Source organism: Caballeronia sp. LZ029 (assembly GCF_031451275.1).
In the GTDB taxonomy this organism is placed as follows: Bacteria; Pseudomonadota; Gammaproteobacteria; order Burkholderiales; family Burkholderiaceae; genus Caballeronia; species Caballeronia jiangsuensis.
In genome coordinates this window covers 663,597-685,865 of record NZ_JARUXO010000001.1, presented here as the reverse complement: position 1 = coordinate 685,865, position 22,269 = coordinate 663,597, and the positions used below count along the sequence as shown (strand labels likewise).

The 22,269-nt window shown below is 62.8% G+C and carries 22 protein-coding genes; 8 read left to right on the top strand and 14 right to left on the bottom strand.

What is annotated here, in order from left to right; all coding sequences use genetic code 11:
- The first annotated feature begins 83 nt into the window (after window positions 1–83).
- Window positions 84–260, top strand: a complete 177-nt coding sequence (locus QCE73_RS03155; RefSeq protein WP_035497911.1) for a hypothetical protein — start codon at window positions 84–86, stop codon at window positions 258–260.
- Here the strand turns inward: QCE73_RS03155 and QCE73_RS03150 are convergent.
- On the bottom strand, window positions 257–1,270 hold the full coding sequence (locus tag QCE73_RS03150; protein ID WP_309879721.1) for an NAD-dependent epimerase/dehydratase family protein: 1,014 nt from the start codon (window positions 1,268–1,270) through the stop codon (window positions 257–259). The genes QCE73_RS03155 and QCE73_RS03150 overlap by 4 nt on opposite strands.
- Before the next feature lie 86 nt (window positions 1,271–1,356).
- On the opposite strand from QCE73_RS03150, the gene QCE73_RS03145 reads away from it, so the two are divergent.
- From QCE73_RS03145 to QCE73_RS03135, 3 genes are all read left to right on the top strand, one after another.
- Entirely contained in the window at window positions 1,357–2,388 is a 1,032-nt protein-coding gene (locus QCE73_RS03145) for a CDP-6-deoxy-delta-3,4-glucoseen reductase (protein ID WP_187607325.1), read from the top strand.
- A gap of 275 nt (window positions 2,389–2,663) precedes the next feature.
- Window positions 2,664–3,848 (top strand): acetylornithine transaminase, encoded by a 1,185-nt coding sequence (locus QCE73_RS03140; protein ID WP_309879720.1) that lies wholly within the window; start codon window positions 2,664–2,666, stop codon window positions 3,846–3,848.
- A complete protein-coding gene (locus tag QCE73_RS03135) occupies window positions 3,845–4,267 on the top strand; it encodes a GNAT family acetyltransferase (protein ID WP_309879719.1) in 423 nt (140 codons plus the stop codon). Before QCE73_RS03140 ends, QCE73_RS03135 begins: the two co-directional genes overlap by 4 nt.
- Before the next feature lie 672 nt (window positions 4,268–4,939).
- Here QCE73_RS03135 and QCE73_RS03130 read toward each other — a convergent pair.
- The 7 genes from QCE73_RS03130 to QCE73_RS03100 form a co-directional block, all read right to left on the bottom strand.
- Complete coding sequence (locus QCE73_RS03130; protein ID WP_008351154.1) at window positions 4,940–5,644, bottom strand: ABC transporter ATP-binding protein; 705 nt, start codon at window positions 5,642–5,644, stop codon at window positions 4,940–4,942.
- A gap of 17 nt (window positions 5,645–5,661) precedes the next feature.
- Window positions 5,662–6,438, bottom strand: a complete 777-nt coding sequence (locus QCE73_RS03125; RefSeq protein WP_035497906.1) for an ABC transporter ATP-binding protein — start codon at window positions 6,436–6,438, stop codon at window positions 5,662–5,664.
- A gap of 15 nt (window positions 6,439–6,453) precedes the next feature.
- Window positions 6,454–7,623 (bottom strand): ABC transporter permease subunit, encoded by a 1,170-nt coding sequence (locus QCE73_RS03120; protein ID WP_035497905.1) that lies wholly within the window; start codon window positions 7,621–7,623, stop codon window positions 6,454–6,456.
- Between the two features lie 24 nt (window positions 7,624–7,647).
- Window positions 7,648–8,598: a branched-chain amino acid ABC transporter permease gene (locus tag QCE73_RS03115; protein ID WP_035497904.1), complete on the bottom strand. Its 951-nt coding sequence runs from the start codon at window positions 8,596–8,598 to the stop codon at window positions 7,648–7,650.
- Window positions 8,599–8,811: 213 nt separating this feature from the next.
- Entirely contained in the window at window positions 8,812–10,038 is a 1,227-nt protein-coding gene (locus tag QCE73_RS03110; protein ID WP_309879717.1) for a branched-chain amino acid ABC transporter substrate-binding protein, read from the bottom strand.
- Between the two features lie 433 nt (window positions 10,039–10,471).
- A complete protein-coding gene (gene ispH, locus QCE73_RS03105; protein WP_187607330.1) occupies window positions 10,472–11,434 on the bottom strand; it encodes a 4-hydroxy-3-methylbut-2-enyl diphosphate reductase in 963 nt (320 codons plus the stop codon).
- 2 nt (window positions 11,435–11,436) lie between these two features.
- The gene (locus QCE73_RS03100) at window positions 11,437–11,892 is read right to left on the bottom strand and encodes a peptidylprolyl isomerase (RefSeq protein ID WP_309879714.1); all 456 of its coding nucleotides are present in this window, start codon (window positions 11,890–11,892) and stop codon (window positions 11,437–11,439) included.
- A gap of 276 nt (window positions 11,893–12,168) precedes the next feature.
- Here QCE73_RS03100 and radC point away from each other — a divergent pair, with 276 nt between their 5' ends.
- From radC to nadB, 4 genes are all read left to right on the top strand, one after another.
- The gene (gene radC / locus QCE73_RS03095) at window positions 12,169–12,843 is read left to right on the top strand and encodes a DNA repair protein RadC (protein WP_309881895.1); all 675 of its coding nucleotides are present in this window, start codon (window positions 12,169–12,171) and stop codon (window positions 12,841–12,843) included.
- A 244-nt stretch (window positions 12,844–13,087) separates the two neighbouring features.
- Window positions 13,088–13,321 carry a 50S ribosomal protein L28 gene (gene rpmB / locus QCE73_RS03090; protein ID WP_008351171.1) on the top strand — a complete coding sequence of 78 codons (234 nt, stop codon included), beginning with the start codon at window positions 13,088–13,090 and terminating at the stop codon, window positions 13,319–13,321.
- Window positions 13,322–13,332: 11 nt separating this feature from the next.
- Complete coding sequence (gene rpmG, locus QCE73_RS03085; protein WP_007180630.1) at window positions 13,333–13,500, top strand: 50S ribosomal protein L33; 168 nt, start codon at window positions 13,333–13,335, stop codon at window positions 13,498–13,500.
- A 184-nt stretch (window positions 13,501–13,684) separates the two neighbouring features.
- On the top strand, window positions 13,685–15,283 hold the full coding sequence (nadB, locus tag QCE73_RS03080) for an L-aspartate oxidase (protein ID WP_035497899.1): 1,599 nt from the start codon (window positions 13,685–13,687) through the stop codon (window positions 15,281–15,283).
- Here the strand turns inward: nadB and nadC are convergent.
- The 6 genes from nadC to purN all read right to left on the bottom strand — a co-directional run bounded on the left by nadC (window position 15,280) and on the right by purN (window position 22,162).
- Window positions 15,280–16,164 (bottom strand): carboxylating nicotinate-nucleotide diphosphorylase, encoded by an 885-nt coding sequence (gene nadC, locus QCE73_RS03075; protein ID WP_309879713.1) that lies wholly within the window; start codon window positions 16,162–16,164, stop codon window positions 15,280–15,282. The two genes, nadB and nadC, sit on opposite strands and share 4 nt — an antisense overlap.
- The gene (nadA, locus tag QCE73_RS03070; RefSeq protein WP_035497897.1) at window positions 16,164–17,291 is read right to left on the bottom strand and encodes a quinolinate synthase NadA; all 1,128 of its coding nucleotides are present in this window, start codon (window positions 17,289–17,291) and stop codon (window positions 16,164–16,166) included. Before nadA ends, nadC begins: the two co-directional genes overlap by 1 nt.
- 119 nt (window positions 17,292–17,410) lie before the next feature.
- Window positions 17,411–18,607: an acyl-CoA desaturase gene (locus QCE73_RS03065; RefSeq protein ID WP_035497896.1), complete on the bottom strand. Its 1,197-nt coding sequence runs from the start codon at window positions 18,605–18,607 to the stop codon at window positions 17,411–17,413.
- A 241-nt stretch (window positions 18,608–18,848) separates the two neighbouring features.
- Window positions 18,849–20,213 (bottom strand): mechanosensitive ion channel domain-containing protein, encoded by a 1,365-nt coding sequence (locus QCE73_RS03060; RefSeq protein ID WP_309879710.1) that lies wholly within the window; start codon window positions 20,211–20,213, stop codon window positions 18,849–18,851.
- Window positions 20,214–20,216: 3 nt separating this feature from the next.
- On the bottom strand, window positions 20,217–21,515 hold the full coding sequence (locus tag QCE73_RS03055) for an RsmB/NOP family class I SAM-dependent RNA methyltransferase (protein WP_309879708.1): 1,299 nt from the start codon (window positions 21,513–21,515) through the stop codon (window positions 20,217–20,219).
- The gene (gene purN / locus QCE73_RS03050) at window positions 21,512–22,162 is read right to left on the bottom strand and encodes a phosphoribosylglycinamide formyltransferase (protein ID WP_035497893.1); all 651 of its coding nucleotides are present in this window, start codon (window positions 22,160–22,162) and stop codon (window positions 21,512–21,514) included. The genes QCE73_RS03055 and purN overlap by 4 nt, the downstream gene beginning before the upstream one ends.
- Window positions 22,163–22,269: the final 107 nt, after the last annotated feature.

Genomic DNA, 22,269 nt, shown 5'->3' with positions numbered 1-22,269 from the left:
GCGCAGCATGCCTTCCGCCGCGCGCACTCATATACTGGTCTTACGGATACCAAAAATGACTATCAAAAAAGCAGGAGGGCATCATGGTCTCCCACTTGACCGTCGCGATGATTGCGTTCGTCGCGCTGAGTGCTGTGCTCATCGGGGTGCTAGCCATCGTCATGCACATGCGCCACAAGTATTCGCCGAATCTCATCGGCGCATTGATCGGCGCGCTGATGTGCTTCGTCCTGCTCGAAACGATCCCGGCGCTGATCTAGCGCCGCGTGGCCGATTTCAGGAAATCGTCGACCGTCGGATGACGTAGCGCGTAGCCCAGTTCGCGCTTCAGGCGCGCATTGGATAGCCGTCGCGATTCGCGCATGAACGAAAGCGTGACGGGTTCCAGGCGCGCTTCGGCTTCCTGCCGCGAAACGCGCGGCACACGCGGCAGTCCGTACGCATCGGCCACCCGGTCGAAGTAATCCGCCATGCGCAGGTCGGTGTCGTCCGAGGCGTTGATCACGCGCTGCGGCCGCCCGCGTGCGAGCGCGCGCAAAAGGATCGCGGCGAGATCGTCGGCGTGAATGTGATTCGTGTAGACGTCGTCGGAATCGATAAGCGCGGGCATGCCCTTTTCGATGCGCGCAACCGGCAGGCGATTGGCCGCGTAAATGCCCGGAATCCGCGCGATCGACACGCGCCACCCGCTTCCCACGCCCGCCGCGCGCAACTGCCGCTCCGCCGACACGCGCCGCCGCGCACGCTCGTTCTCCGGCCGCGCCGGACGTGTTTCGTCGATCCACGCGCCGGCGCAGTCGCCGTACACGCCGGTCGTGCTGGCGTAGACGAAGCGCGTGCCCGGCCCGCTCCGCCGCTGCGTGGCCGCGCGAAGGCCGTCGGGTACAATGAAAGACGTTTTTCCGGCTCGATCCGGATGCAGCCAGTGGGTCTTTGCGCCGCGCGCCACCGAGCGGCGCGGGCGGCGCAATGCGGCAATCAGCGCGCGCGTGCGGCGGTCGGAATCGCCGTCACGCTGCGGCGGCGCGAGATGCAGCACGTTGCGCGCGAGGCCCGCGAGCCTTCCGAGGCTGCGGCGCAGATCGAGATCACCGGAAATCGGCGTGGCGCCGGCCGCGCGCAGTTCGCCCCCGCGCTCCGGATGATGCGTGAGCGCGATGACGCGGGGCGCGCCGGCACGCGCATGCAAAAGCGGCAGCGCGCGCATGCCGACATCGCCGCACCCGACGATCAGGACACGCGCGCGGCGAAGGTTTCGAGTGGCGATCATCCGGGCATTCTATCCGTCGCCTGAAACCCGCGTGCGGCGTCGAACAAGACGAACGAGACAACTCCACACATCGCAGAAATCGATCTATGGCTTTCAACGTAACGCTCCGGCAAAGCGGCCGGCAGTTTCAAGTAGAACCCGACGAACCGGTCCTGACCGCCGCGCTGCGCCAGGGCATCGGCCTGCCGTACGGCTGCAAGAACGGCGCGTGCGGCTCGTGCAAGGGCGCCGTCGTGAGCGGTGAAGTCGAGCAGGCGCCGCATTCGTCATCGGCGTTGTCGAACGACGAAAAGACCCGCGGCATGGCCCTCTTCTGCTGCGCGACCGCGCAGACCGACCTGGAAATCGACGTGCGCGAAGTCGCGGGCGTCGGCGACGTGCAGGTGAAAAAGCTGCCGTGCCGTGTGAACGCGCTCGAACGCCGTGCCGACGATGTCATCGAACTGAAGCTGCAACTGCCCGCGAACGAGCGCCTGCAGTATTACGCGGGCCAGTACATCGAATTCATCCTGAAGGACGGCAAGCGCCGCAGCTACTCGATGGCGAGCCCGCCGCATCACGAAGGCCCGCTCGAACTGCACATCCGCCACATGCCGGGCGGCACGTTCACGGATCACGTGTTCGGCGCGATGAAAGAGCGCGACATCCTGCGCTTCGAAGGCCCGCTCGGCACGTTCTTCCTGCGCGACGAATCCGACAAGCCGATCGTGCTGCTGGCGTCGGGCACGGGCTTCGCGCCGATCAAGGCGATCATCGAGCATGCGGTGTTCAAGAACCTGAACCGTCCGATGACGCTCTACTGGGGCGGCCGCCGCAAGAAGGATCTCTACATGATGGAACTCGCCGCGCAGTGGGCGAAGGACATCCCGAACTTCACGTTCGTGCCGGTGCTCTCCGAACCCGACGCCGACGACAACTGGACGGGCCGCACGGGCTTCGTTCATCGCGCTGTCATCGAAGATCTGCCAGACTTGAGCAGCTATCAGGTGTACGCGTGCGGCGCGCCCGTGATGGTGGAATCGGCGCAGCGCGATTTCACGCAGCATCATCGCCTGCCGGAGGACGAGTTCTACGCGGATTCGTTCACGAGCGCGGCGGATCTGGCGCATCCCGTGTGATGTTGCACGTAGCCCGCACGCGGACAAAAAATCCGCGTGCGCGGTTTACAGGCAGCAACCGCTTAACGTATCCTTCGCGAATGATCAAAATCCTGAACGCACTTCGACGTCGCCGCTCGCCGCTTCCCTAGGGATGCCGCTGGCTCGTCATGCATTGCGCTCACGGTTCGGTTTGTTCGAAGCGTACGAAATGAAGCCACGGAAATCCGTGGCTTTTGTTTTTTCCGCATCGTTTTCCTCTTTCTCTCGCACTAGCCTTCGTGGAGCCCGCTGTCATGAATTTCAATGAGTACCCCGTTGATTCGCTGATGTACATCACGAACCGTCCCGAGATCGTGTTCACGCACGGCAAAGGTTCCTGGCTCTACGACAACACGGGCAAGCGCTATCTCGACTTCATCCAGGGCTGGGCCGTCAACTCGCTCGGCCACTGCAACGAAGGCATGATCGAGGCGATGGAAAAGCAGGCGCGCACGCTGATCAATCCGTCGCCGGCGTTCTACAACGCGCCGATGGCGCAGCTCGCCGGGCTCCTCACCGCGAACAGCTGCTTCGACAAGGTGTTCTTCGCCAACAGCGGCGCCGAAGCGAACGAAGGCGCGATCAAGCTCGCGCGCAAGTGGGGCAAGAAATTCAAGAACGGCGCGTTCGAGATCATCACCTTCGATCACAGCTTCCACGGCCGCACGATCGCGACGATGTCCGCGAGCGGCAAAGCCGGCTGGGACACGATCTACGCGCCGCAGGTGCCGGGCTTTCCGAAGGCCGATCTGAACGATATCGCTTCGGTCGAGAAGCTCATCAACGAGAAGACCGTCGGCGTGATGCTCGAACCGATCCAGGGCGAAGGCGGCGTGATTCCCGCGACGCGCGAGTTCATGCAGCAACTGCGCGAACTGACGAAGAAGCACAACATCCTTCTGATCGTCGATGAAGTGCAAAGCGGCTGCGGCCGTGCGGGGACGTTGTTCGCGTACGAGCTGTCGGGCGTCGAGCCGGACATCATGACGCTCGGCAAGGGCATTGGCGGTGGCGTGCCGCTCGCGGCGATGCTGTCGAAGGCCGATGTCGCGTGCTTCGAGGCGGGCGATCAGGGCGGCACCTACAACGGCAATCCGCTGATGACGGCAGTCGGTTACTCGGTGATCTCGCAACTCGTGGCGCCAGGCTTCCTCGAAGGCGTGCGCGAGAAAGCCGCGTATCTGCGGCAGGAACTGCTGAAACTGTCCGATGAGCGCGGCTTCAAGGGCGAGCGCGGCGAAGGCCTGCTGCGCGCGCTGCTGCTCGATAGCGACAAGGGTCCGCAGATCGTCGAAAAGGCGCGTCTGATGCAGCCCGACGGCCTGTTGCTCAACGCCGCGCGTCCGAACCTGCTGCGCTTCATGCCGGCGCTCAACGTGACGAAGGACGAGATCGATCAGATGATGACGATGCTGCGTTCGGTGCTCGATTCGCTGTGATCATCCGTAGCTTCGATGCAGGCGATCGCGATGCCGTGATCGCCCTGTGGCGCGATGTGTTTCCGGAGTACGCGGATGCATCGCGGCCGCAGCGCGATCCGGCTTTGTCGATCGCCAACAAGATGAAGATGCAGCCGGAGTTGTTCTTCGTCGGTGCGCTCGATGGCGAGGTCGTCGGCACGGTGATGGCCGGGTATGACGGTCATCGCGGGTGGGTGTATTCGCTGGCCGTCACGCCATCGCTTCGTGGGCGCGGATACGGCCGCGCGTTGATGATGCACGCGGAAACCGTGTTGGCGAAGCTCGGCTGTCCGAAGGTGAATCTGCAGATTCTGTCGGTTAAGACTGAGTTGCGTGGGTTCTACGAAAAGCTCGGGTATCGGGTGGATGAAGTCGTTAGTCTCGGCAAGCGGCTTTGAACGGCGCTTCGATTGAGTCGGCTCGGGTTCGGAGGTCGCCGGATCCCGTTTTCTTTTTGGTCTATTTGTGTTGCCCCTGTGCGGGGCGGCAGTCACTTTCTTTGCTGCTGCAAAGAAAGTAACCAAAGAAACAGCTTTCCCCAGCCTAAGCACTTCACACCGGCCGCGGCACAGGCGATTGGCCTAATGGCCCGGCAGTAGCGAGTGCCCTCACAAGCAGATAAGGGCTTGGACCGCGCACGGTCTGACTCATCGCACCACATAACAAACTGGTTCAGCACCAAATAGCTCCGGCCCGCTTCGCGGCCGATGGGTCAATCGGGTGCGCGCGCGCGCTCCCTCTTCGGTTTCCCTCGTATACCCAACGGCAGCGCGTAGCGCTGTGCCGAAGCTCTTTCGTGCTGAACCAGCACGTCAAAACATTTGGTGCGGCAGACCGTGCGCGAGCCAAGCCCGGTTGGGCCTTCGAGGGCGACACTTAGGCGAGGGCCACCGCGGGCTGGCAAGCATGGCCAACGTGCGTGTGACCGCGGGCCTAAACGAGCTGTTTCTTTGGTTACTTTCTTTGCAGCAGCAAAGAAAGTGACTGCCGCCCCGCACAGGGGCAGCGCCAATAGACCAAAAAGAAAACGGGATCCGGCGAGAAAACCCGCGCATCCAAACACCCGCCCCTCACTCGCCCAGATAAGCCGCTCTCACCTTCGGATCGTCGAGCATGACCTTGGCATCGCCGGACATCGTCACCGTGCCCGAGTCCATCACATAACCGCGATTCGCCGCCTGCAACGCGAGACGCGCGTTCTGCTCCACGAGCAGCACAGTCAGACCTTCCTTCGAGATCTCCCGCACCACTTCGAAGATCTTCTCGACCATGATCGGCGAGAGCCCCATCGACGGTTCATCGAGCAAGAGCAGCTTCGGACGCGAAAGCAGCGCACGCGCCATCGCGAGCATCTGCTGTTCACCGCCCGAGAGCGTACCCGCATACTGCGACGCGCGTTCCTTCAAACGCGGAAAGAAGCCGAACATGCGCTCGGTGTCCTTCTGGATGCCGTCGGAATCGTTGCGCAGATACGCGCCCATCTGCATGTTTTCGAGAATCGACATGCGCGCGAAGATGCCGCGGCCTTCCGGCACCATCGCGAGGCCGCGCTTGAGCAACTCATGCGTCGGCACGCCCTTGATCGACTGGCCCATGTACTCGATATCGCCGCCCGAGTACGGCTTGAGGCCCGTGATGGCCTTCATCGTCGTGGTCTTGCCCGCGCCGTTCGCACCGATCAGCGTGACCAGTTCGCCCTGCCCGACTTCCAGATCGACACCCTTCACCGCCTGGATGCCGCCGTAGTTCACCTGCAAACCCTTGACCTTCAACATTGCGCTTGTGGTCGCCATTAGTGCACCCCCGCACCCAGATATGCCTCGATCACCTTCGGGTCCTTCTGCACGTCCTGCGGCAGACCTTCGGCGATCACCTTGCCGTAATCGAGCACCGTCATGCGGTTGCACAATCCCATCACGAGTTTCACGTCGTGTTCGATCAACAGAATCGTCTTGCCGTCCGAACGGATCTTGTCGAGCAGACGCGTGAGTTCGACCTTCTCCGTCGCGTTCATGCCGGCCGCCGGTTCATCGAGTGCGAGCAGCTTCGGATCGGTCGCCAATGCGCGTGCGATCTCCAGACGCCGCTGGTGACCGTACGACAGATTGCGCGACGTGTAGTCCGCGTATTGCAGCACGCCGACGTATTCGAGCAGTTCGAGCGCGCGCTCCTTGATCTCGCGCTCTTCACGGCGCTCGGCGGGCGTCTGGAACACCGCGCCGATCAGACCGTGCTTCGTGCGCACGTGACGGCCGACCATCACGTTTTCCAGCGCCGTCATGCCGCCGAACAAACGAATGTTCTGGAACGTGCGCGCGATGCCCGCCTTCGCCACCTGATACACCGCCGTCGGCGTATAAGCCTGACCATCGAGCTTGAATTCGCCCGAATCCGGCGTGTAGAGGCCGGTGATCACGTTGAAGAACGTCGTCTTGCCGGCGCCGTTCGGGCCGATCAGACCGTAAATCGTGCCTTCTTCGATCTGAAGGCCCACATCCGACAAAGCCTGCAAGCCGCCAAAGCGCTTGTTGACGCCCTTGACGGAAAGTCGTGTTTGCTTTTCGCTCATGTTCTGATCTCCGCCTTATGCGCGCACCGGCTTCTTGCCGCTGCGCTTCGCGATCTTCGCGATTTTGTCTTCGTGTTTCGCGGCGGGCCACAGGCCTTCCGAGCGATACAGCATGATCAGCACCATCGCCAGACCGTACAGCAACTGACGGATGACTTCGGTATCGACGATCTGATGGCCGAAGATGGCGTTTTGCAGCGGGCCCATCGTCGAGCGCAGGAATTCGGGGAACACGGCGAGCAGCACCGCGCCGAGAATCACGCCCGGAATGTGGCCCATGCCGCCCAGCACCACGCACGCCAGCACGACGATCGATTCCCAGAAAGTGAACGATTCCGGCGACACGAAGCCCTGGAACGCGCCGAACATCGCACCCGACAGACCGCCGAACGACGCGCCCATCGCGAACGCGAGCAGCTTCACGTTACGGGTGTTGATGCCCATCGCCTTGGCGGCGATTTCGTCTTCGCGGATCGCGGCCCATGCGCGGCCGATACGCGAGTGCTGAAGGCGCGTACACACCCAGATCACGAACAGCGCGCACAGCACGAACAGGTAGTAGTACATGTACACCGACGGGAACTTCATGCCGAAGAACTCGTGCGTCTGCGACAGGTTGAAGCCCAGCACCGTCACCGGATCGATGCCCGTGATGCCCTTCGGACCATTCGTGATGTTCACCGGACGATCGAGGTTGTTCATGAAGATCCGGACGATTTCCCCGAAGCCCAACGTGACGATCGCGAGGTAGTCGCCGCGCAGACGCAGCGTCGGTGCGCCGAGCAGCACGCCGAAAGTCGCCGCGAGCGCCATCGCGCACGGCACGATGATGAGGAACGGCACATGCAAGCCGCCGGGCGCGAGATGCGCGATCCATTCGAATTGCGTGGTCAGCTGCGGCGACGACAGCAGCGCGGCGACATACGCGCCCACCGCGTAGAACGCGATGTAGCCCAGGTCGAGCAGGCCGGCGAAACCGACCACCACGTTGAGGCCGAGCGCGAGCATCACGTACAGCATCGCGAAGTCGAGCACGCGGACCCAGTAGTTGCCGCCCGCTGCACCGATGACCATCGGCGCGGCGATCACGAAGATCGCGGTGATGACGCCGACGACCAGCGTCTTCGTCATGTTCTTCTCGGGGATGAGCGTCGTGGACGGCTCGATAGGTTGAATCGAAGTCATTTTTATGAGCTCCTCACACGGTCTTTAAGCGCGGTCCGCGACACGTTCGCCGAGCAGACCCGACGGACGGAACACGAGCACGATGATCAGCACGATGAACGCGAACACGTCCTGGTAGTTGGAACCGAAGACGCCGCCCGTCAGGTTGCCGATATAGCCGGCGCCCAACTGTTCGATGAGGCCGAGGAGCACGCCGCCGACCATCGCGCCGCCCAGGTTGCCGATACCGCCCAGCACCGCCGCCGTGAACGCCTTCAGGCCGGGAATGAAGCCCATGTAGAAGTGGGCGTTGCCGTATTCCGACGCGATCATCACGCCGGCCAGCGCAGCCAGCGCCGAGCCGATCATGAAGGTCGCGGAGATCACGAAGTTCGGGTTCACGCCCATGAGCGACGCGTTCGCCGGGTTCTCGGCGATGGCGCGCATCGCGCGGCCGAGCTTCGTCTTGTGCACGAGGAGCAGCAAGCCGGCCATCACGATGAACGCGACGACGATGATCACGATTTCGGTCATCGAGATCACGGCGCCCGGACGGGTTTCGTCGGCGGCGATCACGTTGATCGGATCGGTCGGCAGGAGCTGCGGGAACGCCAGCGGATTGCGGCCCCAGATCATCATCGCGACGGTTTGCAGCAGAATCGACACGCCGATCGCGGTGATCAGCGGCGCGAGACGCGGCGCCTTTCGCAGCGGCCGGTACGCGACTTTTTCGATCGTGTAGCCGACGAGCGCGCAAACCACCGCGGCGACCACGAGCGCGATCGTCAGCATGATCGGCCCGGGCAAGCCGGGAACGTGATTCTGCATGACGCCGATGGCCGAGAGCGCAACCATCGCGCCCACCATCAGCACGTCGCCGTGCGCAAAGTTGATGATGCCGAGAATGCCGTACACCATCGTATAGCCGAGTGCGATGATGGCGTAGACGCTGCCAAGCACCAGACCGTTGAGGATCTGCTGGATGAAAATATCCATTTAAAGCTCCTTAGCCCCGTGCGATTCGATTACGCCTTTATCACCGGCCGATAAACCGGTGGGAAGCGAAATCTGAAGCGGCACTGCGCGTACTTTTTAAAAGACCGGTAAAGGTTGAGCGCCGATCGTCCGCCCGCCGCCGGATGAGGCTGCGAGCGTTTCACGGACGGATACGAAAACAGCGCCGCCGGATAGCTGGCGCCGCCAGACTGCCTACTGCTTGACGACGTCGAGTACGTCCTTCTTCTTATCCTTGAAGTCGTACAGCGTGATCGTCCCCGCCTTCAGATCGCCCTTGTCGTCGAATGCGATATGCCCCGTCAGACCGTTGTAGTCGGTCGAGGCGATCGCAGCGAGGACTTTGGGCGCTTCGATGGAGTTCGCACGCTTCATTGCATCGACGATCACGTACATCGCGTCATACGTGAACGGCGCGTAAATCTGCACCGGCGTGTGGAAGCGCGCTTCGTACTTCTTCTCGAAGTCCGCTCCCTTGTCCATCTTCGAAAGCGCGAGTCCCGCTTCCGAGCAGATGATGTTTTGCACGGCATCGCCGGCGAGTTCGGCCACCTTGTCGGTGCAGACGCCGTCGCCAGCGAGAATCTTCGCCTTGATCCCGAGCGCCGCCGCTTCCTTGGCGAAGGGACCGCCCGTCACGTCCATGCCGCCGTACATCACGACGTCCGGCTGGATGCGCCTGATCTTCGTGAGAATCGCCTTGAAATTGCGGGCCTTCTCGGTGGTCGCCTCGCGTGCGGCGACCTTCACGCCGCCAGCCTGCACCGACTTCACGAATTCGTCGGCCAGTCCGCGGCCATAGGCGGACGCATCGTCCACCACGACGACCTTCTTCGCATGCAGCGTCTTCATCGCGTAGCCGGCGAGCACCGGGCCTTGCAGCGCGTCGGTCGCCACGACGCGAAACGTCGTCTTGTAGCCTTGCTTCGTGTACTCCGGATTCGTCGTCGAAGGCGAAATCTGCGCGATGCCCGCGTCGCTATAGATCTTCGACGCCGGGATCGACACGCCCGAATTCATGTGGCCGATCACCGCGATCACATGGTCGTCGACGAGCTTCTGCGCGGCTTCGGTGCCGACGCGCGGATCGGCGGCATCGTCCTGGCCGTCGAGCACGAGGCGGATGGAATGCCCGTCGATCGTCAAACCCTGCGCGCTGATCTCTTCCAGTGCCAGCCGCGCGCCATTTTCGTTGTCTTTACCGAGGTGGGCCTGCAGGCCCGTCAGAGGCGCCACATGACCGATCTTCACGACGGTTGCTTCACTCGCCGGTGCGGAAGCCGGCGTGAACGCGGCCGCCACCGCGGCGGAACTCGCCGCCAACGCTGCCGTGCTCGCCCCGCCTTCGTCCTTCTTGCCGCATGCAGTTGCCATTGCAACCGCAGCCGCGATGGACACGGCGTGAGCAAACTTGAATCGCATCAAATAGGTCTCCTGCGCCTCTAAAAACAGTCGTCGTGAACGCTTCTGGCCTCAAGACGCGCGCATTGTAACGCTAAATATGAGACGAGCAATATTCTTGCGTGGCGGGGTTTTCCAGCATTGCAACCACCATTTTCCGGCGATTTTTCCGCAAAAGCGCAACCGGGTTGCGATTCGCTTTTGTGCAGTAGTTGCACCATAACGAAAACAGGTTTATTCGGACGGGTTGTCAGGGTTACGTTTGCTTATCGGATTTACGGGCAAACCCTTAAGTTATTTAGAAGAAAACACCTTATTGGCGCGCGCCCTCGAACGGTGCACAAGCTTCGTTTCGTATCTTGCGCAAGGGTTCCTTTTCGCACGTCGCGCGGCCCTTTTTCGGGGCGAAAAAAAAAGCGCCCGGAGGCGCTTTTTTCTGGAGACTCTGCTTGTATTACTGCGGCAACGACAGCCCGCGCGGCAGCGGAAACGAGATCGTCTCCTCGATGCCTTCGAGCGAGCGCACGTTGCGCACGCCGAGTTCGCGCAAGCGCGCGATCACAGCCTGAGCCAGCACTTCCGGCGCCGATGCGCCCGCCGTCACGCCGATGCGCTTCTTGCCCTCGACCCAGCGCGGATCGATCTGCGTCGGTGAATCCACCATATAGGCGGGAATGCCGCGCTTCTCGGCGACTTCGCGCAGGCGGCTCGAATTCGAGCTGTTCGGGCTGCCGACGACGATCACGACATCGCATTGCGGCGCGAGGAACTTCACCGCGTCCTGGCGGTTCTGCGTCGCATAGCAGATGTCCTGCTTCTTCGGTTCCTTGACGTCCGGATACTTGCTCTTGAGCGCGTCGATGATCGCGGAGGCGTCGTCGACCGAAAGCGTCGTCTGCGTGACGTACGCGATGCGCTGCGGATCGGGCAGATCGAGCTTCAGCACGTCCTCGATATCTTCGACGAGATGCATGCCCTCGCCCGACTGGCCCATCGTGCCTTCGACTTCCGGATGTCCCTTGTGGCCGATCATCACGATGTCGAAGCCTTCCTGACGCATCTTCGCAACTTCGATGTGCACCTTGGTCACGAGCGGGCAGGTTGCATCGAACACGCGCAGGCCGCGCGCCTCGGCTTCGCCGCGCACCGCCTTCGAGACGCCGTGCGCGCTGAAGATCAGCGTGGCGCCTTCGGGCACGTCCGACAGTTCTTCGATGAAGATCGCGCCTTTCTTGCGCAAATCCGCGACGACATAGGCGTTGTGGACGATCTCGTGACGCACGTAGATGGGCGCGCCGAAGAGCTTGATCGCGCGCTCGACGATTTCGATCGCGCGATCGACGCCCGCGCAGAACCCGCGCGGCTGCGCGAGCAGGATTTCGACGTCGGTCTGAACTTCGTTGAGGCTTTCAATCATGGTTACAAAATTCCGATGATTTTCACTTCGAAGACGAGCGCCTGGCCCGCGAGCGGGTGGTTGAAATCGAACAGCGCCGCGGTTTCGCCGACTTCCTTCAGCACGCCCGCGTAGCGTCCGCCGCCCGGCGCGTTGAATTCGACGAGATCGCCGGGAGAAAAATCCTCGCCGATCATGCTGTTTTCACGTAGCGTCGCGAGCGACACCCACTGGACGAGTTCCGGATTGCGCGGCCCGAACGCCTGATCGGGCGTTAGCTGAAAGGTCGAATGGTGGCCGACCTTCAGGCCCAGCAAAATCTCTTCCAACGGTTCCGCGAGCTGGCCTGCGCCGAGCAGGAGCGTCGCGGGCTTGTCCGTGAACGTGTTGACGATGTCAGCACCGTCGGCGAGCGCGAGCCGGTAATGAAGCGTGATGTGCGAACCGGGTTTCACCTCGGAGATATCGATGATGCTCATGAGTATTGGATGTGGCCGTTCGTTTGAAGGCAGGGCGCGGGCCCGGCGTGGGGCGGCTCTTCGGCGCGAGGCAGCGAACCGCGCGGCGCCGGTGCGAACCGGACGCCAAAACCGCTATTGTAAGACAGAGTTGTGTCGTGACGCGTCACGCGGCGGTGTCCTGCGTGCGCCGGCACGCGCGACAAGACGTCCCGGAGGCCCGCGATGAACGCCGATCTGCGACTCGTGAAGGCGCCCGCCTCACCCGACGACGACATCGCCAAGGTCGCGCCCTTCATGTCGATCCGCAAATGGGCGCGCGCCGACCGTCCGCGTGAGCGCCTGCTCGATACCGGCCCCGCATCGCTGTCGGACGCGGAACTGTTCGCATTGTTCCTGCGAACCGGTGTCTCCGGTGTGACGGCGGTCGATGTGGCGCGCCAGCTTCTGCGGCGCTTCGGATCGCTGCGCGGCGTGCTGGACGCGTCGGCCGCCGAGTTGCGCGAGCAGCATGGCATCGGGCCGGCTCGCGCGGCGACCCTTCTGGCCGTGTCCGAACTCTGCCGGCGAGCGCTCGCGGAGAAAGCGCGCGATCGCGAACTGCTGAACGCGCCGGGCGCGGTCGAGGACTATCTGCGGCTCTTGATCGGCACGCGGCCGTACGAGGTGTTCATCTGCCTGTATCTGGACGCGCGTCATCAGTTGCTGCACGCGGAAGAGTCCGCGCGCGGCTCGCTCACGCGCGTCGCGGTGTATCCGCGCGAGATCGTCCGGCGCGCGCTCACTTTGAACGCGGCCGGGCTCATCGTCGCGCATAATCATCCGTCGGGCGGCGTCGATCCGAGCGCGAACGACCGGCGGCTGACCAAGACGCTGCAGGACGCCCTGACGCTCATCGATGTGCGGCTGCTCGATCACATCGTCGTGGCCGCGAACGAGGTGTTCTCGTTTTCGCGGCACGGCTGGCTGTGATCGAAAGGACCATAAATGGTTTGATATTGCAGCGTTTTTCCTGTTACAATCCGCGTTTGCTTTTCTCAACCCACCTGTTCTGGGTAAGGTTCATCCCACGATGAACTGAGCGCAGTCCTCATTGGCATAACCGTGCTGCCAAGTCCCCGATCGGCAAATTGGGCGATAAGAGGCATCGAACTGGAAGCGAGTGCTTCGATTCGAGCGTTCCACTCAGACTTAACGTGTATTTAGGAGTGTCCTCATGGCACGCGTATGCCAAGTAACTGGGAAAGGCCCGATGTCGGGCAACAACGTTTCCCACGCAAACAACAAGACCAAGCGTCGTTTCCTGCCGAACCTGCAGAACCGCCGTTTCTTCGTTGAAAGTGAAAATCGCTGGGTCCGTCTGCGCGTTTCGAACGCCGGCCTGCGCCTGATCGACAAGAACGGTATTGACGCCGTGCTCGCAGACCTGCGCGCACGCGGTGAAATCTAAGGAGCACGCAAATGGCCAAGGGCGCACGCGACAAGATCAAGCTGGAATCGACCGCAGGCACGGGTCACTTCTACACGACGACCAAGAACAAGCGCAACATGCCGGAAAAGATGCTGATCAAGAAATTTGATCCCGTCGTCCGCAAGCACGTTGAGTACAAGGAAACCAAGATCAAGTAACTCTTGATTTCGAGATTCCTGTACGAAGACAGCAAAAAGCCCCGCAAACGCGGGGCTTTTTGTTTTTCGGCGCTCTTTTCACGCGCTTTACACACGATCGTGCGGGGGTTTTCGCTGTCACCGAATGTTCATGCGGGTTATGCTTGCCGGCTATCGAAGCGAACACGGACGGAGAACCGGCAGCATGAATTTCGATGTAGCGATCGTAGGGAGCGGACTCGCGGGTCTGAGCGTCGCGCTGAATCTGGCTGAAACGCGGCGCGTCGCGATCCTCGCGAAACGTGCGGCGAGCGTCGGCGCGAGCGATTGGGCGCAGGGCGGCATCGCGGCCGTGCTGGATTCGGCCGACAGCGTCGACAACCACGTCGACGACACGCTCGTGGCAGGCGGCGGCCTGTGCGACGAAGCCGCGACGCGCTTCATCGTCGAAAACGGGCGCGCGGCGATCGAATGGCTCATTAAAGAAGGCGTGCCCTTCACGCGCGATGTCTCAGCCGAACTCGGCTTCCACCTGACGCGCGAAGGCGGCCATAGCCACCGACGGATCATCCACGCGGCGGACGCGACCGGCCACGCCGTCGTCACGACGCTCGGCGAACGCGTGCGCAATCATCCGAACATCACCGTACTCGAAGATCATTACGCGATCGATCTGATCACGTCGGACCGTCTCGGGCTGCCGGGGCATCGCTGCCACGGACTCTACGCGCTCGATCTGAACAGCGGCCGCACCGTGACCATACAGGCGCCGCACACCGTCCTCGCGACGGGCGGCGCGGGCAAAGTCTATCTCTACACGACGAACCCCGACACCGCGACCGGCGACGGTATCGCGATGGCGTGGCGCGCCGGCTGCCGCGTCGCGAACATGGAGTTCATCCAGTTCCATCCGACGTGTCTTTTTCACCCCTACGCGAAGTCGTTTCTCATCTCCGAGGCGGTGCGCGGCGAAGGCGGCGTCCTGCGCCTGCCCGACGGAACGCGTTTCATGCCCGCGCACGACGAGCGCGCCGAACTCGCGCCACGCGATATCGTCGCGCGGGCGATCGACTTCGAGATCAAGAAGCGCGGCATCGACTGCGTGTATCTCGACATCAGCCACCAGCCGCGCGCATTTCTGGAAGAGCACTTTCCGACGATTCTCGCGCGCTGCCGCGAATTCGGCATCGATATCGCGAAGCAACCGATTCCGGTCGTGCCCGCCGCGCATTACACGTGCGGCGGCGTTGTCAGCGATCTCGCGGGGCGCACGGACCGTTTGGGGCTGTATGCGGTCGGCGAGACGTCGTACACGGGTCTGCACGGCGCGAACCGGCTCGCGAGCAATTCCCTGCTCGAATGCCTAGTGATCGGCCGTGCGGCCGCGCAAGCGATCGAAGCCGACGGATTCTCGAACGGCTGTCACGCCGAATTGCCCGACTGGGACGAAAGCCGCGTGTCCGATCCGGACGAGGAAGTCGTCGTCGCGCACAACTGGGATGAACTGCGGCGTCTGATGTGGAACTACGTGGGCATCGTGCGCACGGACAAGCGCCTCGCGCGCGCGCAACATCGGCTGGCGCTCTTGCGCGACGAGATCCACGAGTATTACGCGAACTTCAAGGTGAGCCGCGATTTGCTGGAGTTGCGCAATCTCGTCGATGTGGCTTCGCTGATCGTCGAAAGCGCGTGCTCGCGGCGCGAGAGCCGCGGTCTGCACTACAGCCGCGACTGGCCCGAGACTTTGCCGAAGGCGCTGCCGACGGTGCTGATGCCGCCGGTCGCGCGCCGCACGAGTATTTAAAGCAGACGCATCGAGAAATCGGTCGCGCGCACGTCCTTCGTGAGTGCGCCGATCGAGATGCGATCGACGCCGGTTTCTGCGATCGCGCGGACCGTGTCGAAGTTCACGCCGCCCGACACTTCGAGCAACGCGCGGCCCGCCGTGATGCGCACGGCATCGCGCATCATGTCCAGTGTGAAGTTGTCGAGCAGGATCGATTCGGCCCGATGCGCCAGCGCCGTTTCGAGTTGCTCCAGCGTTTCCACTTCGATCTGAATCGGCACGCCCGCATTCAGCGCGAGCGCAGCATCCATCGCCGCGCCGACACCGCCCGCCGCCGCGATGTGGTTTTCCTTGATCAAGATGCCGTCGTAGAGCGCGAGGCGCTGGTTCGCGCCGCCGCCCACGCGCACCGCGTACTTCTGCGCGAGCCGCAGGCCCGGCAGCGTCTTGCGCGTATCGAGGATGCGCGCCCGCGTGCCTTCGATCGCTTCCACATAGCGACGCGTCGCGGTCGCGACGCCCGAGAGCAGTTGCAGGAAATTGAGACCGTTGCGCTCCGCAGTCAGCAGCGAACGCGCGGGGCCATTCAGCAGCACGACGGGCGAATTCGCGGCCATGCGATCGCCTTCGCGATACTTCCATTCGACTTCGATCGACGGATCGACGCGACGCATCACTTCATCGAACCAAGGCACGCCGCACAGCACCGCTTCCTCGCGCACGATGATGCGCGCGGTGCGCCGCGCGTCGGCGGGCACGAGACGGCCGGTGTGATCGGCAGCGCCGACATCTTCATCGAGCGCATCGACGACATTGCGCACGAGCGCCGCGTCGAACGCCTGGCCGTACTGGGCGCGAACTTCGTCGAAAATCGGTGCGTAGAACACGGAACCCGCCATCACGCGGCCCCCACATTCGTGAACAAGGTCGCGTCTTTCGCCAGATCGCCGCTCGCCTGCACGCGCTTCTTGTGACGCGCGGCGAAGTCGAGCATGCGGTCGATCGGCAAGCGCGCGCGCAGCCCGATAGCCGGATCGACGTGGATTTCGTTGTGACCGCGCTCCAGGACATCGGCAAGGTTCGCCAGGCCGTTCATCGCCATCCACGGGCAGTGCGCGCAGCTTTTGCAGGTCGCGCTGTTGCCGGCGGTCGGCGCTTCGATGAAGGTCTTGCCCGGCGCGGCGAGCCGCATCTTGTGCAGGATGCCGAGATCGGTCGCGACGATGAAGCGCTTCGCGTCGAGCTTCACGGCGGCATCGATCAATTGCGTGGTCGAGCCGACCACGTCCGCGAGCGCCACGACCGCTTCCGGCGATTCCGGGTGCACGAGGATTTTCGCGTCGGGATATTCGTTACGCAGCAAGTCGAGTTCGATGCCCTTGAACTCGTCGTGGACAAGACACGAACCCTGCCACAGCAGCATGTCCGCGCCAGTCTTCTTCTGGATGTAACCACCGAGGTGACGGTCCGGCGCCCAAAGAATCTTTTCGCCGCGCGCGTGGAGATCGGCGACGATCTCCAGGCCGATCGACGAGGTAACCATCCAGTCCGCGCGCGCCTTCACGGCCGCGCTCGTGTTCGCATACACGACGACGGTACGGTCCGGATGCGCATCGCAGAACGCGGAGAACTCGTCGGCGGGGCAACCGAGATCGAGCGAACAGGTCGCGTCGAGATCGGGCATCAGCACGCGCTTGTCCGGACTCAGGATCTTGGCGGTCTCGCCCATGAAGCGCACGCCCGCGACGACCAGCGTCTTCGCTGCGTGATCACGCCCGAAACGCGCCATTTCCAGCGAATCGGCGACGCAGCCGCCGGTTTCATCGGCCAGTTCCTGCAGTTCGGCATCGACATAATAATGCGCGACCAGAACCGCCTCTTCCCGCTTCAGCAGTGCGCGAATGCGTTCCTTCAACTCGCGCTTCCGCTCGGCCGATGGTGCGTCCGGCACGCGTGCCCACGCCTCGCCCACTCCACACGTCAGGCCTTGCGGCCGGTCGTACTCGACGCTCCTGATCGCTTCCATGTCTCCTGTCCCCACTCGCTACTCAAGCAAAACGAAATGCGAAAATCGGCCGCCAAAAACAAAAGACCCCGCCAGAGCGGGGTCTTGTGACGTTCTTAAATTTTAACGGATATCGCGCGTCACGCGTAGCGGCGCAAACGCAACGCGAAATCCTGGAGCGCCTTGATGCCGCTCTCTTCCGCGCGATGGCACCAGTCCTGCAATTGCGTGACCAGTTGCTCGCGCGATGCATTGGAGCGGTCCCACATCGCCGACAGGTCCTTGCGCAGCTCGATGAACGTACGCAGCTTCTGGTTGTCCGAGGTCAACTCCGGCAATTGCTTGAGCTGCGGCTCGTTCAGGCCGTCCTCTTCCTTGTGGAACCAGCCGCGCGCGCCGCGCATCAACTGATACTTCTCGCGTGCGCCCGCTTCCTTCAGCTTCGCCAACTCCTGCGCGTAGGCGCGCTTGAGCGCCTTGCCGTAACGCGCCATCACTTCGTAGCGGTTCGACAGCACGGCCTGCAACGTGTCCTGATCCACGACCGCCTTGCTCGCGGCGAGCTTCGGCGTCGGCGCGACCTTCTTCACTTTCGCGAGGCCGACCATGGACATCAGGCGGATATACATCCAGCCGATGTCGAATTCGTACCACTTGCTCGACAGCTTCGCCGAGGTCGCGAACGTGTGGTGATTGTTATGCAGTTCTTCGCCGCCGATCAGAATGCCGAGCGGGAAGATGTTCGTCGACGCATCCGCCGAATTGAAGTTGCGATAGCCCCAGAAGTGCGCGAGACCGTTGACGACACCAGCCGCCCAGAACGGAATCCAGATCATCTGCACGGCCCACACCGACAGCCCGACGATGCCGAACAGCGCGACGTCGATCACCATCATGACGCTGATGCCGAGAATCGGGTAACGCGTGTAGACGTTGCGCTCCATCCAGTCGTTCGGCGTACCGTGACTGAACTTGCGCATCGTTTCTTCATTCTTCGCTTCGGTGCGATAGAGTTCCGCGCCCTCGAGCAGCACCTTCCAGATGCCGCGCGTCTGCGGGCTGTGCGGATCTTCCTCGGTTTCGCATTTCGCGTGGTGCTTGCGGTGGATCGCCGCCCACTGGCCGGTCAGCATGCCCGTGGTCATCCACAGCCAGAAGCGGAAGAAATGGCTCGCGACGGGATGCAGATCCAGCGCGCGATGCGCCTGGCAACGGTGCAGATAGATAGTGACGCCGGCGATGGTGACGTGAGTCATCGCAAGCGTGAACAGCAGAATCTGCCACCAGGAAAAGTCTAGCAATCCGTTGGCGAGAAATTCGAGGGAAGAATTCAGCAAGGCGGTTTACCTGTGTAGCTGTGAAATTCGGGAAAAATGGCCAGTCAAAACTGACTTCGGGCAACTTGTTGTGCACGTGAAAGGAACGTGCGCAGGTTCGATCGCATTCTACTGCATGCGTTCCAAGTCTTTGTCCTAAAGGTGAAATTTTTTGAATCGTACCAAAACGAGGGAAATCTCACGCGCCGAATTGGTGTTAGTTCACCGGGCAAATCGAAAGATCGATCCTGTCGATCAGCAATCAGGCGATAGGCGCAGCGCCCTGGCCGCCGTGTTCGGCATTTAGTACCGATTTGCCGGTCGTTTGACCGGCGTCATCGACAATCCTTATTTCGCGCTGCGCGTACGGGATTTCAATACCATGCTCGCAGAATAACCGCCAAACTGCACGGTTTACGTGCGACTTTACGCCGCCCGTGCCCTTCGCGGCCTCCTCGATCCAAAAACTCAGCTCCAGATTGATGCCGTCCGCGCCGAAACTCGCGAGCAGCGCGGCGGGCGCCGGGTCCTGCAGTACGCGCTCGACACCCTGCGTCGCTTCGACGAGCAATTGCATCGCGCGTTCGACGTCGCAGCGGTAGCTCACCTGCACCGCGATCTTCGCGTTGCCGCGCGTGAGGAACGACGAGTGGTTCTGCACCACGTCGGTGATGAGTTTTTCGTTCGGAATCAGTGTTTCGATGCCGTCCAGTCCGCGCACGACCGTATAACGCGTGCGGATCTGCGTGACCGTGCCCTGACTTCCGCTGACATTGATCATGTCACCTAGCCGCAAGGAGCGGTCCAGCAGAATGATGAAGCCCGACACGTAATTGCTCGCGATCTTCTGCAAGCCGAAGCCGAGCCCGACGCCGAGCGCGCCGCCGAACACGCCGAGCACCGTGATGTCGATCCCGACGAGCGACAGGCTCACGAGAATGGCGGCGAGAATCATCAGCGCCCGGCCGACGCGCGCGAGCACTACCTTAAGATTTGCGTCGAGCGAGCGGGCGCGCATCAGGCGATCGTCGAGCAGCGCGCCCGCCCACATCGCGACGATCAGCGTCACGCACACCCACAGCACGCCCGAGGCGAGCGAGAGCAGCGTCATGTGCGCGTTCGCAAAATTGAAGCGCACGCTCGCCATCCAGTGCACGACGTCGTCCTGAATGCCCATCACGGTGAGCACCATCGCGATCCAGACGATCACCGTCACGAGTTTCTCGAACAGATAGAGCAGCGCGTTCGCCTCGTGCTCCGCCTGGCCGCGGCTGAACACGCGCCGCGCGACGTAAAACATCGTATAGATCACGGTGATGCCGCACAGCGGCACGAGCGCAAGACGCAGGAGCGACGTGTGGATGAACGGCGCGACGGCGATCTGCGCGATCGACACGAAAATCGTGCCGAGCAACGGAAACAGCGCCTTGTTGAGACTTTCCGCGCCGAAACGCACGGCTTCGAAGCGCGACTGGCGGCGCGCATCGAGCTTCTTGCGAAGCACGCGCGCGCACCACCAGGCGACCACGAGCAGCCCGAGCAGAACCGCCACCTGCCAGATCACTTCCGGCTCGCCGAAATCGCGGAAGAGCCGCGCGGAGAGTTCGCTCAGGAAGTGGTTCTGCATCGCTTACGCGGTTTCTTCAGCCGCTTTCGGCGCTTTCGCGGCGTCGGGAACGCGCTCCAGCACCGCGGCGAAGAAGCCGTCCGTGCCGTGCTTGTGCGGCCAGAGCGACAGAAACTCGCCCGTGTCCAGGTCGATGCGCTGCTCCGCCAGCACGTCGCGCGCGGGCACGACGCGGAAGTTCGGATGCGCTTCGAGGAACTGCTTCACGACGTTTTCGTTTTCGGCTTCGAGCATCGAGCACGTCGCGTAGACGAGACGGCCGCCGACTTTCACGAGACGCGCGGCGCTCGTCAGGATCGAGAGCTGTTTGGGCGTGAGCTCCGCGACGGTCGCAGGCGACTGGCGCCACTTCAGGTCGGGATTGCGGCGCAGGGTGCCGAGGCCGGAGCACGGCGCATCGACGAGCACGCGATCGATCTTGCCCGCGAGGCGCTTGATCTTCGCGTCATGCTCGCTGTCGATCAGCACCGGATTCACGTTCGACAGCCCGCTGCGCGCGAGACGCGGCTTGAGCTTGGCGAGACGGCGGTCGGATATGTCGAAGGCGTAGAGACGGCCGGTCGAGCGCATCATCGCGCCGAGTGCGAGCGTCTTGCCGCCCGCGCCCGCGCAAAAGTCCACGATCATCTCGCCACGGCGCGGAGCCATCAGCGAGCAGAGCAACTGGCTGCCTTCGTCCTGCACCTCGATCCAGCCTTCCTGGAACGGTGCGAGACGCGTCAGCGCCGGCTTGCCGTCGACGCGAACGCCGAACGGCGCGAACGGCATCTCGCCCGCGTCGATGCCCGCTTCGGTCAGCGCCTTCAGCGCGGCCTCACGCGTCGCCTTGATCGGATTCACGCGCAGATCGAGCGGCGCGGGATAGTTCAGCGCGGCGGCGAGCTGCGCGAGTTCTTCGGGCGCGAAGCGCTTGCCCATCGCGTCGTAGATCCACTGCGGCAGGTTCGTGCGCACGCGCACCGGCAGGCTCGCCGGATCGATCTTCGAGACTTGCGCGAGCCATTGATACTCATCCGCCGATACGAACGGCTTTAGCGCATTCAGCCCCGCGGTCTGCATCAGCCCGAGCAACGCGAGACGGCGCGCCTGGTTGCCGCTGCCGCTTTCGGCCAGGTGAGAAAACTCCATCTTCCGGCGCAGCACGGCGAAGACAGCCTCGGCGATCACGCCGCGCTCGCCGTGTCCGAGCTTCGGATGTGCGCGGAAGAAGCGGCTCGTCGCGGCATCGGCGGGGCCGGAAAAACGCAGTACATCCGCGAGCAGAGTTTCGGTTTGTCCGATCAGAAATCCATGCAGCCTCATACGCCCTCCCCGGCAATGTCGGCAAAGAGCCATTGCGGCTCAGACGGCGCGAGGGCGACACGTTCGCCCTCGATAGATAAACGCCCTTCGATAAACCAGCGCACCGCGCGCGGATAGATGTCGTGCTCGACCTTCAGCACGCGCGCGGCGAGCGCGGCGGCATCGTCGCCGGCGACGACCGGCACCGCGCCTTGCGCGACGATCGGCCCGTGATCGAGCGTCGGCGTCACGAAATGGATGCTCGCGCCGTGCACGCGCACGCCGGCGTCGAGCGCCTGCTGATGCGTGCGCAAGCCCGGAAAACTCGGCAGCAGCGACGGATGAACGTTGAGCATGCGCCCCGCGTATTTCGCGACGAAGGCGTCGGTCAGCACGCGCATGAAGCCCGCCAGCACGACGAGATCCGGTTCGAAGCGATCGATTTCCTGCGCGAGCGCGGCATCGAACGATTCGCGTCCGTCGAACTTGCGATGATCCACCACTTTGGTTTCGATGCCGTTCGCGGCCGCGAACCCTAATCCGGCGGCATCGGGCCGATTTGAAATGACCGCGCAGATGCGGGCTGGCCAGCCATCGCGGGCGCACGCACGCACGACGGCCTCCATGTTGCTCCCGCGTCCGGAGATCAGAATGACGATTTTTTTCATCCGCGGATTTTATCATTCGAAGGGGGCGAAAATCGTGCCAAACTGGGTTCATCAGGCGTCGAGCCGGGCCGCTCGCGCCCCTCCTCCCGTGCGAGCGTTTATAATCT